A 14475-nucleotide genomic window follows, 5' to 3' on the forward strand; every position below is an offset into this window, starting at 1 on the left:
TTACGATGGCGAGCACTGTCTTCGAACGCGGATTAGCGTTCATTCATTAGAGTCAGCTCTTATTTACCTTCCGCAATGCTATCCATAAATTTAATGTATTCGTCTTTGGTGAATACCGGTTTGTACTGGGCTTTTACTTTTTCAGCACCTTCGCCGTCGCCGTAGAGAAGGTCGACGATTGTCATGGCCAAGGCTTGTGCTGTTTTAGTATACGCTACGTCTTTGTTGACGATTTCGTAGTCAGCACCATGAAGCACGCCTTTGATGCAGCCAACCCAAGGATGGATTACCGGAATCAGATGCGCCACGTCGCCCATGTCGGTGCTGGCTGTAATGTGTTCGCCCATCATTACATGGTCTTCGCCGAAGAGTGGAATGGAGTTTTCTTTTAAGAAATCATTCATTATTGCATCATTGCGCATTGGCAAATAGCCCGGTAAGTCTTTGATTTCGCAAGTAGCACCCAATGCATCGGCACCGGCTTTAAGGGCGCGATTTACTTTGAAGTTGCCCTTTACCATGCTGTCTACAGTGGCGGTGCGTACATAGCTTTCCATCGTTACGTAATCAGGCACTACGTTTACAAGGCTGCCGCCATTATTGATGATCGGATGGAAGCGGAAGTAGTCGCTTTCTTTAAATGTGTCGCGAATGGCATTAACGCCCATAACGCCCATCATGCAGGCCTGTAATGCATTGACACCTTCATGAGGTGCGCCCGCTGCGTGAGCTGCTTTACCGCGGTATGTAATGAGCTTGCCGATGAAGCCGTTGGATGTAGAGCCTAAGCCCATTTCACCTTCCGGAGTGGAAGCGGGATTTACGTGCATTTGCATAGCCATGTCGATATCGTCAAAAGCACCTTCGTAAATGAGTTGCTGTTTGCCGCCTAAGTAGTGAATTTTGCCTTCTTCACGAAGTTTATTGCGATAGTCGATTTCTACATATTCTTCCGCAGGTACGGCGAAGAGAACTACGTCGCCGTCGAGGGCTTCCATAACGCCCGGAGCCTGAAGGCCCAATGCTACGGCCATAAGGTTGGCAATCTGCACATTGTGGCCACAGCAGTGAGCGGCACCGGTCAATTCGTCTGCACGTGGATGTGTAGGGCAGAGAACGGCGTCCAGCTCACCAATCATGGCTACTGTACGGCGGCTGCTTTTACCTTTTAAACGACCTTTAACGCCGGTTAAAGCGTGGCCGGTTGTGAAAGGAATGCCCATTTCTGTAAATAATTCTTGCACCACAGCGGACGTTTTCTTTTCCTTATAGCCCAGTTCAGGATGCGCCATAATGCGTTCCGCAATTTCCATAAGGCGCGGCATATTGTCCGCAATGGCTTTGCATACCTGTTCTTTTACCTGCGCTTTGGTAAGACCTTCATGATGCTGTGCTGTTGTTGTTTGTTCTTGACTCATTAGATAAAACACCTTCTCAAAATAATAAACGAATGTATTGTATCACGATACATGAATGTATTATAACATACCTTCCCAATGTAATACGACCTGAGCTACAATCGTTGCACAGATAAATGTACCGGTAGCAACAGCTAAGGCTACAGGAACGATACGCCAGGATAGACGTTTGAAGGCTTCCAAGTCTTTACCTAAGGATAAACCGGCATAAGCCAATACAGGTGTAGTCGTTGCCAAGAAGGAGACTGCGGCAGTTTCTTTAGTGAACCATTCGGCACCAGGGAAGCCCGGAATGGAGAAGATTACGCCCAAGAAGGAAACCCAGAATACCATTGGTAACTTTTTGAAGCCCGGCAGGTAGGAAACAACGGCACCGATGAAAGCGATACCGGCTAAGATTAAGCAACCTTGGAGGCTGTCGGAGAAGAGGTGTTTGCCATCTAAAATATTACCTATTGCTGTGATAATAGCGGCGATCAATGCGATAACAAAGAACTTAATAACTTTTTGCTGCATAGTAAGTGGCACTGCAGCTGCTTTAGCCTGCGCTGCTTTTTCAGCATCGATAGCTGCAGAAGCGGCACCGCCCATTTCGTGAGAGGTGTGACGAAATTTTTTAGCACACCATGTGTATAAGCGTTCCATAAGTGGTAAAGAAATGAAGAGACTGAAGTAAACGCCAACAACACTTGTTAACAAGTTAGCAGCGCCGGCGATAGTCATGATTTCTTTTTCGAATTCAGGATGAACAGCCACGATGGAACCTGTAGCGGCGGCCATCATACTGGCACTACCGATACCGGCACCCATAGCTAAAGCTAATGGATGGAACCAGTCTAATTGGGAGAATACACCGGCAACGATGGAGATCCACATAGCACCGAATAAGGTACCGCAAATATACATGCCCATAACGCCACGGCCTTCAGGGGAGTGGAATCCATAGCGGTCGATGATGATCGCCACGTTCGCTTCACGGTCGATAGAGTAGCACGCACCGATAGCTTCACGACGCATACCTACCAGTAAAGCGATAGGAAGACCACAGATGATTGTCCCTAATAAGTGACCAAGTTCCTGAAGAATTAATGCCCAACCGGAGTTGGTGATAATATCAAGGTTAGGTCCGATGCCTAAGCCGATTTTAGTCATTAAAAGCATGATTGAAATATTCAGATAGTCGGTAGATGCTTCCATTTGCTCTTCCGTTAAGATATGGAGCTTAGGAATGGAGACGATAAGCCCGATAACTAACGAATAGAGTAGTGGTAAAAATACAATAATCCCGAATTTTTGGATACCGATACCTTCTGCCAGCAACGTGATCAATAAGCAAAGCAGGTGAATCTTCCAGTTTTTGAGTAAACCCATCTTAAAATACCCTCCTACATACAAAAAAGCTTTTATATTTATGTATACTGTTTTAGACGCTCAGAACTCATAGGGGAGATACATTTAAACAATATGGTATCGCACTATATGTCATACTATATGGGTTTCTTGCAATGTTGTGAAATGTAAGTTAAGTTAAGTTATATGGAAAATAGCAAGGGTTATATGATGACATAGATGGTGCAGCAATAAATCACCCGTAAAAGCGCTGACGTATAAAACATTTACATACAGCATAGCGTATATAGTTGAAAATTGAAATACAGTTAATAGTGATTAATGTTTAATTGTTTAAGATTGTCAAAGATACTTAAAAATTAAAAGAAAAATACAGAAATACATTCTGAATGCACAAATAAATTCAAGATATACGATATATATGCCTTATACAAAAATAAGATAGGCCCTATTTCTAGGACCTATCTTGTATTGTTACCTTCTGCATCACTACGGGAGTGGGAGCAGATAGGTACGTTGCAGTGTTAATAACCGATTAGATTATTGTTGTACAGTTTTAGCCTGTCCATATTTTTTAAGGCTTTCAGCTTCGATTTCAGCTTGAGTCTTGTAGCTTTCAGGCATTTTAGCAAGACGGATCCAGCTGCGGATAGCTTCAACCAATACGATAACAATCATGAGGAACATAACGGCACTGAATGCAACGAGTGTCCACTTGCCGGCTGGAATGTAGCTGTAGAATACGTTTTCGAAGTCAGCTGCAATCGCGATAATAGCCATGAAGAAGCAAGGAACAGCGGTTACCCAAGCGTAACGTTTGTGACCAAGACGCATAATTACTGTAGTACCAACAGCGAGTGTCATTGTACCAAGTAACTGGTTGGATACACCGAATAGAGGCCAAATGATACCAATGTTACCTTGAAGAACGAGGTAGCCCCACATTAAGCAGATGAGGAATGCACAACCGTAAACGCCTGGTTGCCAGTTAACATTTGCCAATGGTTTGTAGAAGCGGCCAAGTAATTCTTGGAGTAAGTAACGACCTACACGAGTACCGGCGTCGATCAATGTCATGATGAACAATGCTTCGAACATGATACAGAAGTGATACCAGTAACCCATTAAGTGAGCCATGTTTGGTAAGCGGGAGAAGATATGAGCCATACCTACTGCCAAGGATACAGCGCCACCAGGACGATGCATTAAGTCTTCGCCAACCATAGCGGATAATGCAGGTAATTCATGAACTTGTAAGCCTAAAGCTTTGAAAGATTCAGTAGTAGAGTTGATTGCAAAGTAATCATCTGGATGAAGTGCAGTAGCTGCGATTAAAGCCATCATAGCGATGAAAGCTTCTGTAAGCATAGCACCGTAACCAATTGGAAGAATTTCTTTTTCGTTTGTAATCATCTTAGGTGTAGTACCGGTAGCAATTACAGTATGGAAACCGGATAACGCACCACAAGCGATTGTGATGAAGATGAATGGGAATACGGAACCTTTAAGAACAGGACCGCCGCCATGAATGAAAGGTGTAACAGCCGGCATTTGAATTACTGGCATTACAATGATGATACCTAAAGCAAGTGCACCGATAGTACCGATTTTTAAGTAAGTTGATAAGTAGTCACGAGGAGCTAATAACAACCATACTGGTAAAGCTGCTGCGAAGAAGCCGTATACGGCCAACATGATTTCGATCTGTTGAAGGTCGTATAAGAACCAGCTAGCGTAAGAGGATGCAGCAACTTCAGGACCATAGATGATAGCGGCGAAGATTAAAGCAACACCGATAACAGTAGCTTCCTGAATTTTGCCAGGACGCAACCAACGAAGGTAGATACCAACGAAGATAGCGATAGGAATTGTCATACTTACGGAGAAGAAGCCCCAAGCGGAACCATGAAGTGCGTTAGCAACTACTACGGCCATACCTGCTAAGGTAATGATCAAGAGGAAAAGAGTAGCTAACATAGCACCGATACTTGCAAGGTTGCTGATTTCTTCTTTCGCAATATCGGCGATGGATTTACCATCGTAACGAACAGATGCGAAAAGAATTACCATGTCATGTACAGCACCGGCAAGAACGGAACCGATTAAGATCCATAATAAACCAGGTAAGTAACCGAATTGAGCCGCGATAACAGGACCAACGAGTGGGCCGGCACCGGCGATTGCCGCAAAGTGATGACCGAATGTTACCCATTTGTTTGTAGGTACATAGTCATGACCGTCATCATGAACAACCGCAGGGGTTGGGCGATACTGGTCAAGAGTTAAAACTTTGGCTGCAATAAATGCCCCATAGAAACGGTACGCCAGTATTAATATACAGGCGGAGGCAATTACCAAATAAAGACCGTTCATTTGCACAGAAAACACCTCCAGTTAAAATTGTACTGAAAGTAGACGGTAGATAAATGGTAAATAATTTCATAAAATATCATCTTGTCTACTTAGTACACTGTGCGGGAAAAAGAAAAGGAAGAAAACTTCCAAATGATTACATGTTCCCGTGAACAAAAACTCTGCTTCCTCTAACAGTTTTTTCGTTCTGTGTAATCATTTCTTACGTATTATTGTACTCTTATTGAATATTCTGTCAATTGTATTTTAGTAAAAATCATGTCAAGTATTCTTAAAAGTCAAGATAAGGTCATATGGGCGTTTATGTATTCTCAAAATGAATTGAAAATGAAAAACTTATATATCATATAAGGAATAGTCTATAGACTTATGCGAAATTTTTATAAAATTTGATTGCAAAAAATTAAAAAAATTCATATTACATATATAAATATACAGAAATGTTGAAAGAGAAATTTAAAAATAGATAGAGGGGCTTGAGATTATATTGTGAGAAAATTCATGTACAAATTTTCAAATTAATGATATATAATTATAGTGTATATGAAAATATTGCAACAATGGTTAAGGGGATGTAGTGTAGTGAATTAGTGAGGTGAGGTATGATAACTGATTGGAGCCGGAGTCGTAAGAGTATTCTGAATATTCCTCAAGAGGAACTGCCTGATGAAATTACAAGGTTTAGAGGATCATTTGCATTCCTGTCGAATATGTCGAAGGCTGCTGTAAATTTTGAGGGAGATATTTACAGCTGTGTAGAGGCGGCATTTCAAGCGGCTAAGTTGGTTAATCGAGATGAACGGGCACGATTTATTAAAGTAAAGAATCCTGTGTGGGCCCGTCGCATGGGGCGTTCTATAAAGAACTTTCGCCCTGACTGGGACGAAGTTAAGTTGAGTATTATGGAAATACTGATACGTGAAAAGTTTTCTAACAATGAAACGCTTCGGAAAAAATTGTTGGCTACGGGGACACGTACCATAGCGGAAGACAATGATTGGGGCGATGATTTTTGGGGAACTGTAAATGGTGTAGGGCAGAACCATTTGGGCCGTATTATAATGAAAATTCGCGCAGAACTCGCCGATGCAGGTGAGTTTAAATAAGCGGCTTGATGAATTTATTGATTAATTAGATGAATTTTTTTGATTTTTCTACTAGTCTCGTAGGAATTTTGTGTTATTATATAGTAGTATGTTTATATAGCAAAAGTATAATAAAAATGATTTTATTAGATAACAACTTTTTGTAAACTCCATTTCAAAAAACGGGGTAAATTTGAAAGCTCCTGTTGAATGGTTTAAAAGTTGGGTATATTTTATTTACCTCATAAGAAAATAGTTGGCAAAGTATGCAGTTATATTTTGTGATTCGTTTCGAAATAATACATAGAAATAACAACCATGTTTTACTACTATATATATGTATATATATATGGGGAAAAGTAACTATGTTTTTTGAGAGCTATTTTTCTTGGTTCTATGGAGGGCAACTGTTATCTTCTTAGTTCTATAGGGGATATAAAATATATTAAGGAAGGAAGTGGACTATGCGGCAGTTTCGCTGTGATTCAGAAACAATGAAAAAAGGATATATGGCTTTGGCCGATCAAGTGCGCCAAGCGATTGAAAAAGGAACCTTAGATGCTCAAGCTACATTACAGTTGGTTGTAATTGATGATGTAGTTGTTAATTGGTACGGTAACGGTCCGTTTGAAGGGCGCTATACAGAAGAGCCTTCGGATGTGCTGTTGCAAATGGTAGCGCGTGCCCGTTATGAGTTCGAACGGCCATACTTTGAATCTCATCCGGTAAACACATTGTTTGATCTGGCTGAGCAGCCTGTAAAAGATGACGGCACACCTAAATCTGTTATTAATGAAGTATTTACTGATAGGGAAGCCGCCAAACTTTGGGAAGTAGGGTTAACTGCCGTTATTAAAGCCTGTCAAGGATTGGGCGACAGCAAATTTAACGCCTTGGAATGCCGCGACAGTGAAGGTACATTCTTAGTAAGTGCGGCCGGTATGAACCGTCTCTTTGGCGAACGTTTAGGCGATGAAGATATGAGCATCGTATTCCTTCACATCGGCAAGGAAGAAGCGATGCTGGTTCGCTCCAAATTGCGTGAACGTTATACTGCACAAGGAAGCGCATCAGTTGAAGAATTGTTAAACGAACGATTGACGGAAGTTATTACGTCCTGCGTGAAGGAGATTGCCCATGGTCGTACGGCTGAGTTGTTGCGCGTTATCGCCAATGTAGCCGATGAAGTAGGCATCAAGTCAAAAGTAGCGGACGTTGTTACCGACTTCAGACGCTATAACCGCATTGTGTGGGCGTATCTCTATGCGTTGGTAGACAGCGATGAAAGTGAAGTTTGGCAGAACCAGACTAACGTCATCAGATAACAGAATCAGACTCATGTCACTAGCCAGATCTAAGACACAATAGAATACTATCGGTTGTAAGACATAGCCGGGGTAGATTGGAGTTAATCCAATGTATCCCGGCTTTTTGCGTTGAAGGATTTATATTTAAAAAAATAGATTTAATACAACCGGCTAATAATGACAGGTTACGTTTGTATATGAAGAGAATGCGTTATATGAATTATGGGATTGTAATTGTTTTGTAAAATGCCCTTTATATGGGGATTTAGCGTGATAAAGTACCGCCGTTTCTTGATATGTTAAATCGGCATGGTAGAAAGTAAAGTTTTAGTTGAAAATTTTATTAAAGTATGAAAAAATATATTTATAATATATTTTCTTAAGTAGTTTATTAAATAGACGAAGTTTTTAAGTGAGGAGCTAAGTGTATGTCAGAATTGAGATGGAATCCTTTGCTCGGTACTTGGACGATGGTTGCATCGAACCGCAAGTTTCGTCCGAACATGCCTAAAGATTGGTGCCCATTCTGCCCGGGGGAAGGAAAAAAGGTACCAGAAGATTTTACTGTTTTCAGCTATGACAATGATTTCCCTGCCTTGACGCAGTATCCTGAGACACCATATGTAGATCCGACAGGATTCTATAAAAGTGCGGAGAACTATGGTAAGTGTGAAGTAATACTATACTCCCCACGTCATACAGCTAAATTCTATGAATTATCTGTACATCATATTGTGGAATTGTTGAATCTCATCGCTGAACGTTGTACCGTACTCAGCAAGGATGAAAAGATAAAATACGTATTCCCGTTTGAAAATAAAGGCGAAGCCGTTGGGGTAACTATGCCTCATCCACATGGCCAGCTTTATGGATACTCCTTTGTACCACAAAAAATTCAGGTGGAATTGGAGAACTCTAAGAAACATTATGAAGAACATGGCCGCTGCCTGGTATGTCATATGACGGAAGCAGAATTGCATGCGAAAGACCGTATCGTTTTCGAAAATGACAGCTTCGTTGCATACATTCCGTTCTTTACGGATTATCCATATGGCGTTTTCGTAGTTCCTAAACGTCACATGGGCATGCTATCCGATTGCAGTGCTCACGAAAGAGCCGATTTGGCACGGTTGCTGAAAGTGTTGACCGCAGCGTTCGATGAACTGTTCCACATGCCGTTCCCATATATGATGGTATATCATCAACGACCTGTGAACAGTCCGGAATATGAAGACTCGAAAGATTATTATCATTTCCATATTGAGTTTTATCCGCCATTCAGAGAGGCGAACAAGATTAAGTTCTATGCTTCCTCTGAAATGGGTGCTTGGGCCGCAGCGAATACGAGTGCGGTGGAAGAGACAGCACCGGTGTTGCGGAAGATTATAGAGAAGTTGTTAGAAGGGGAAAGTGTGTATGGACAGTAAAGTATTAGTAGCGCCCGGTGAGATGTTGAACGAGGCGCAGGTGAAGGCCAGATTCTTAGAACAATTTGGCGACAATGGGGAAGCAATACACTGTTTCTTCGCACCGGGACGCGTCAACATCATTGGGGAACATCAGGACTACAATGGCGGCCATGTATTCCCGGCAGCGTTAACCTTGGGAACCTGGGGTGCCATTCGAGTAAGTAAAGATCAGACAATTCGTCTTCACTCTGCCAATATGGCAAGCAAAGGCGAAGATAAGGCGGCCGGGACAAAGGAATTTCCTTACACGGCGGATACACGCTTTACCTATACGAAAGAAAATGACTGGGCCAACTATCCACTCGGCGTTATGGATTATTTCCGTGGGAAAGGTCAAGATGTACCGGCGTTCGAAATGTATTTCGAAGGGAATTTACCGGAAGGGGCCGGTTTATCCTCTTCAGCTTGTATCTTAGACTTAACTGTATATATGTTAATGCATATGTTGCAGATTCCGATTGACCGCACTCGTGTAGCGGAAATCGCGAAAGATGTAGAATATGACTTTATCGGCGTTAAGGTAGGCATTATGGACCAATTTGCCATCAGTCACGGCAAAGAAGGTCATGGCGTATTCCTTGACTGCACGAAGATGGTTTTCGAACATGTACCGGTTGATTTCGGCGACTATCAGCTCATCATTATGAATACGAATCATCAACGCAGCTTAGTTGACTCCGTATTCAATGTGCGCAAAGCGGAATGTGATGCAGCGTTGGAAGATATTCGAAAACACCATCCGTTAGAAGCTTTATCACTGGGCTCCGTAGATGATTTGGACTTTGTGGAAGATGAAGTAAATCGTCGCCGTGCCAAACATGCGATTACGGAAAACTTACGTGTTTTAGCTTTTATGGACGCGTTGCGAACTCATGACATGGAAGCTATTAAAGATATTATTACCGCATCACACGAATCACTTCGCTACGACTACGAAGTGAGCGGTCGTGAGCTGGATACGATTGTGGGGATTGCTCGCAAACAAGCAGGCTGTCTGGCGTCGCGTATGACCGGTGCCGGGTTCGGCGGCTGTGCTATTGCTATTGTAGAAAAAGCACAATTGGAAGACTTCATGGCAAATGTAGTCAAAGAATATAAGTCTGAAATTGGAGTAACACCAGATCTATATGTAGCTGATTTGGGAGATGGCGTGCACCATATGTAAACCAGGAGGTGAAAGCATGCAATCAAAACAAGTCATGAGCAATGATGAAATAATTTTGAATTATATTAGACGTCACGGCTCCGTATCAAAGGCGATTATTGCACGCAATACGGGGATAACACCGCCGACAGTAACTAATATTTGTACCGTATTGGCACAAAAGGGGCTCATCTACGAGGACCGACAGGAGCGCAGTGCGCTGGGCCGGCCGTCGATGCTGTTAAAGTTTAACGAGCAGAAGGAAATGATGCTCATCGTTCATGTACGAACACATAAGATTGTAATGTATGTAGTTCAGGCGGGCGGCATCATTTTAAATAAGGTGGAAACATCCATTATCGGTTCTACCATTGATGAAATTATGAACCAGATTTACCGCGGCATTGAAGAAGTGCTCGGCGATATTCGCTGGTCGATCGCAGTTATCGGCCTCATTCTTCGCGGTCCGGTAGATTCGCAAAAAGGGATTTCCATTTATTCGCCAAATGTAAAATGGAACAACATTCCATTTAAGTATATTCTGGAAGAACGTTTCCACTTACCAACTTATGTGGAAAACGATGTGCGTTGTTTAGCTAATGGGGAATATTATTTCGGCAGCGGCAAAGACATCGACAACCTGTTGGTACTGAAGTTCAGTTACGGCCTCGGCGTATCCTTGGTGTACAAGGGCACCGTATATCGCGGCTTTAACGACTGTGCCGGTGAAGTAGGTTATACAGTCATCGACATGGGCGAAGATCAGCAGAGCGGCGAACCAACCTATACCCGCCTTGAGTCGGTAGCATCCGAAACGGCGATTCGCGAATATGTATTGGCGGAAATTAAGAAGGGCCGCGAAAGCAGCGTGGCTACAAACCCTGATATTTTAGCCAATGCATTCCGGGTTGAACCGATTTACGAAGCCGCAGTAGAAGGCGACGCCTTGTGTCTGGAAGCATTAAACCGCGTAGGCAAGTATTTAGGCGTTACACTCGCTAACTTGTACAATATCATCAATCCTCAGCGCATCGTTATCAGCAGTGTTATGGGGAATGCAGTAAGTACGATGGATCCGATTCTGCGCCGTGTGTTGGAAAGCAACTTGCGCCGCGTGCAGGCCGTAGATCTGGTATACTCCGGCAACGGCAGTTATTATACCTTGCTTGGAATGGTGGATATTGTAAGTACGCGCCGGGCCAGAGAAGTATGGCTCACCGAGCGTTAAGCATCAGAACTGGAGTTTCAGGCTGATATAGGGCCGTCGCTCATAGCAGATAACGGAAACAAGTAAGAAGTGTATTAAAGCAGTAAGAAGTGTATTAAGAGCAGTAAGAAGTGTATTAAAAGCAGTAAGAAGTGTATTAGTTTGGAAGTGTTTATTTAGGTAGATTCGCTAGTTGTACAGCGATTATATAGATCTACATTTTCTTTTCAAAGGAGGAGTTTCTCGTGAAAAAGTCATGGAAAGCAGCGTTATTAGCTACCTTAGCGGTGGCCACATTGGCACTTAGTGGCTGTGGTACAAGTAGTTCCGGTGGTGGAGATTTGCCACAAATGGGCGTAGCCATCTACAAATTTGACGATACCTTTATGAGCGGTGTTCGTGCACGTATCGAAGCGGACGCTAAAGATAAAGCAAAAGTTGACATCGTAGACAGCCAGAACTCTCAACCTACACAGAACGAAAAAATTGACTTGTTCTTGAACAAAAAGTACAAGGCAATCGGTGTTAACATCGTTGACCGTCCGGCAGCCGGCGTTATCATCGACAAAGCTAAAGCAGCTAATGTTCCTGTAGTATTCTTGAACCGCGAACCATTAAAAGAAGATATGGCTAAATGGGATAAAGTTTACTATGTAGGTGCTAAAGCTGAACAAAGCGGCGAAATGCAAGGTAAAATCTTAGCTGATTACTTCAAAGCACATCCTGAAGCATACCGCAGCAAAGACAATGTATTGCACTATGTACTTATTAAAGGCGAACCTGGCCATCAAGATGCAGAACTTCGTTCTAAATACGTAATTGAATCCCTCAAAAAAGAAGGTATCCAAGTTGAAGAATTGGCACAGGATACAGCTATGTGGGACCGCGTAAAAGGTCAGGAAAAAATGGCCGCATTCTTAGCCAGCTACGGTGACAAAATTGACGCCGTAATCGCTAACAATGACGACATGGCATTAGGCGCTATCGAAGCACTTAAAGCAGCAGGCTACTTCAAAGACGGCAAATACATGCCTGTAGTAGGTGTGGACGCTACAGCTCCAGCAGTTCAGGCGTTGAAAGACGGTACATTACTCGGTACAGTTCTTAACAACTCCAAGAAACAAGGGGATGCCGTATTTAACTTGATGTTAGTATTAGCTAAAGGCGAAACTCCAACGAAAGATAATATTGGTGGATTTGAAATCGTTGACAAACAATATATCTGGGTACCTTACGAAATCGTAACTAAGGACAATGCAGATAAGATTCTTGGCGATAAATAATTAGTCGCAGATGGTGTATAGGGGGCTTCGGGGAAGCCTCCTGTACAACTCACTTGTAGGAGGGCAACATGAGCGAATATATTTTAGAGATGCAGCACATAACTAAAACATTTCCAGGTGTAAAAGCTTTGAATGATGTATCTCTGCAGCTCCGTCCCGGCCACGTACATGCGCTCATGGGCGAAAATGGGGCGGGAAAATCGACCTTGATGAAATGCCTGTTCGGTATTTATAGGCAAGAAGAAGGACAAATCATTCTGGACGGAAAGCCTGTAGACATTACAGACTCTCGTAAAGCATTAGACTTGGGAATTTCTATGATCCACCAGGAATTGTATCCTGTATTACAACGCAATGTAATGGAAAATCTTTGGTTAGGTCGCTTTCCTTTGAAAAAGCTGGGCCCTATCCAACTTGTGGACCATAAAAAAATGAAAGAAGATACGTTGGCCTTATTTAAGGAAATCGACGTAGACATCGATCCGGAAGAACTAGCCGGACAATTATCAGTATCAAAGTTACAGAGCATTGAAATCGCGAAAGCCGTATCGCACAACTCGCGAATCATTGTAATGGACGAACCGACATCATCGCTTACCAGTGATGAAGTAGAGCACTTATTTAGAATTATTGAAAACTTAAAGAAGAAGGGTGTAGCCATCATCTACATCTCCCATAAAATGGAAGAAATCCTCCGCATATCTGATGAAGTAACTATTATGCGCGACGGTAACTATATAGGCACCTGGCCGGCTTCGGAACTTACGACCGACCTGATTATCAAACGCATGGTAGGACGTGAGATGACGCAGCTGTTCCCTGAGAAGACGAATACGCCGGGCGAGGAAGTATTGCGAGTGGAAGGCATTACATCCGTTCGTGAAAATTCCTTCAAGGACGTGTCGTTCTCACTTCGAAAAGGGGAAATTCTGGGCGTAGGCGGACTTGTAGGGGCGCAGCGTACAGAAATTATTGAAGCTATCTTCGGCCTCAGACATTTGGCGGCCGGCAAGATATTTATCGGCGGCAAGGAAGTAAAAATCCGCAATCCTCGTGATGCTAAGAAGCACCATATCGCGCTGCTTACAGAGGAACGCCGTGCGACCGGTATCTTCCCGATGCTCAATATTGTAGATAACAATACGATGGCATCTATGAAGAAGTACCGCCGCAAAACAGGGCTGTTAAATGACAAGCTCCGGGAAATTGATACGGAAGAAGGGGTTACGAAACTGCGCATTAAAACGCCGGATACGAAAACCCGCATCCAATCCTTATCCGGTGGTAACCAGCAGAAAGTTCTTATCTCCCGTTGGTTGAACACAGCTCCTGAAATTCTTCTCTTAGATGAGCCTACACGCGGTATCGATGTGGGGGCTAAATATGAAATTTACACCATTATTAACCGCTTGGCTACACAGGGGAAAAGTGTGATTATGATTTCTTCGGAAATGTCAGAACTCCTGGGCATGAGTGATCGCATCATGGTTATGAGTAATGGCCTGATGGAAGGGATTCTTGCTGCCAAAGAGGCAACGGAAGAAAAAATCATGGAACTTGCTACGGCAGGTTTAGTTTAGGAGGAATTTTGATATGAGTAGAAGTCGAATCAGTCAATTAATGACGCAAAATGCTATTTATATCGTATTAGTTGTGTTAGTGGCCGCTATTTCAATCTATAACTCTAACTTTTTATCACTAACCAGTTTTCGCGATATTTTAATTCAGTCATCGCCTCGTGTAATCATTGCATTGGGCTCAGCTATGATCCTTATAACCGCAGGCTGTGACTTGTCAGCCGGTCGTGTTGTAGGTTTAACAGCGGTTGTATCCGCATCC

10 protein-coding genes and 1 pseudogene are annotated in these 14475 nt (G+C 42.9%); 8 read left to right on the forward strand and 3 right to left on the reverse strand.

From position 1 onward, the window contains the following. Positions 1-59 precede the first annotated feature (59 nt). From KHZ77_RS04970 to KHZ77_RS04980, 3 genes are all read right to left on the reverse strand, one after another. Positions 60-1418 (reverse strand): amidohydrolase, encoded by a 1359-nt coding sequence (locus tag KHZ77_RS04970; RefSeq protein ID WP_295196279.1) that lies wholly within the window; start codon positions 1416-1418, stop codon positions 60-62. A gap of 60 nt (positions 1419-1478) precedes the next feature. Then, positions 1479-2789 carry a DUF3100 domain-containing protein gene (locus KHZ77_RS04975; protein WP_295196281.1) on the reverse strand — a complete coding sequence of 437 codons (1311 nt, stop codon included), beginning with the start codon at positions 2787-2789 and terminating at the stop codon, positions 1479-1481. Positions 2790-3308: 519 nt separating this feature from the next. Beyond that, on the reverse strand, positions 3309-5147 hold the full coding sequence (locus KHZ77_RS04980) for a carbon starvation protein A (RefSeq protein WP_295196282.1): 1839 nt from the start codon (positions 5145-5147) through the stop codon (positions 3309-3311). A gap of 596 nt (positions 5148-5743) precedes the next feature. Here KHZ77_RS04980 and KHZ77_RS04985 point away from each other — a divergent pair. The 8 genes and pseudogenes from KHZ77_RS04985 to KHZ77_RS05020 all read left to right on the forward strand — a co-directional run. Next, positions 5744-6247 (forward strand): NADAR family protein, encoded by a 504-nt coding sequence (locus KHZ77_RS04985; RefSeq protein WP_295196284.1) that lies wholly within the window; start codon positions 5744-5746, stop codon positions 6245-6247. A gap of 443 nt (positions 6248-6690) precedes the next feature. Then, complete coding sequence (locus KHZ77_RS04990) at positions 6691-7551, forward strand: helix-turn-helix domain-containing protein (RefSeq protein ID WP_295196286.1); 861 nt, start codon at positions 6691-6693, stop codon at positions 7549-7551. A 410-nt stretch (positions 7552-7961) separates the two neighbouring features. Next, positions 7962-8960 carry a galactose-1-phosphate uridylyltransferase gene (gene galT, locus KHZ77_RS04995; protein WP_295196288.1) on the forward strand — a complete coding sequence of 333 codons (999 nt, stop codon included), beginning with the start codon at positions 7962-7964 and terminating at the stop codon, positions 8958-8960. Next, positions 8950-10167, forward strand: a complete 1218-nt coding sequence (locus tag KHZ77_RS05000) for a galactokinase (protein WP_295196290.1) — start codon at positions 8950-8952, stop codon at positions 10165-10167. The genes galT and KHZ77_RS05000 overlap by 11 nt, the downstream gene beginning before the upstream one ends. 16 nt (positions 10168-10183) lie before the next feature. Continuing rightward, positions 10184-11374, forward strand: a complete 1191-nt coding sequence (locus KHZ77_RS05005; protein WP_295196292.1) for an ROK family transcriptional regulator — start codon at positions 10184-10186, stop codon at positions 11372-11374. Between the two features lie 224 nt (positions 11375-11598). After that, positions 11599-12636 carry a galactose ABC transporter substrate-binding protein gene (locus KHZ77_RS05010; RefSeq protein WP_295196294.1) on the forward strand — a complete coding sequence of 346 codons (1038 nt, stop codon included), beginning with the start codon at positions 11599-11601 and terminating at the stop codon, positions 12634-12636. Positions 12637-12704: 68 nt separating this feature from the next. Next, positions 12705-14216 carry a sugar ABC transporter ATP-binding protein gene (locus tag KHZ77_RS05015; protein ID WP_295196296.1) on the forward strand — a complete coding sequence of 504 codons (1512 nt, stop codon included), beginning with the start codon at positions 12705-12707 and terminating at the stop codon, positions 14214-14216. Positions 14217-14229: 13 nt separating this feature from the next. Beyond that, positions 14230-14475, forward strand: a pseudogene (locus KHZ77_RS05020) (beta-methylgalactoside transporter); the annotation flags it as partial.

The organism is Veillonella sp. (genome assembly GCF_018364065.1).
Taxonomy (GTDB): domain Bacteria; phylum Bacillota; class Negativicutes; order Veillonellales; family Veillonellaceae; genus Veillonella_A.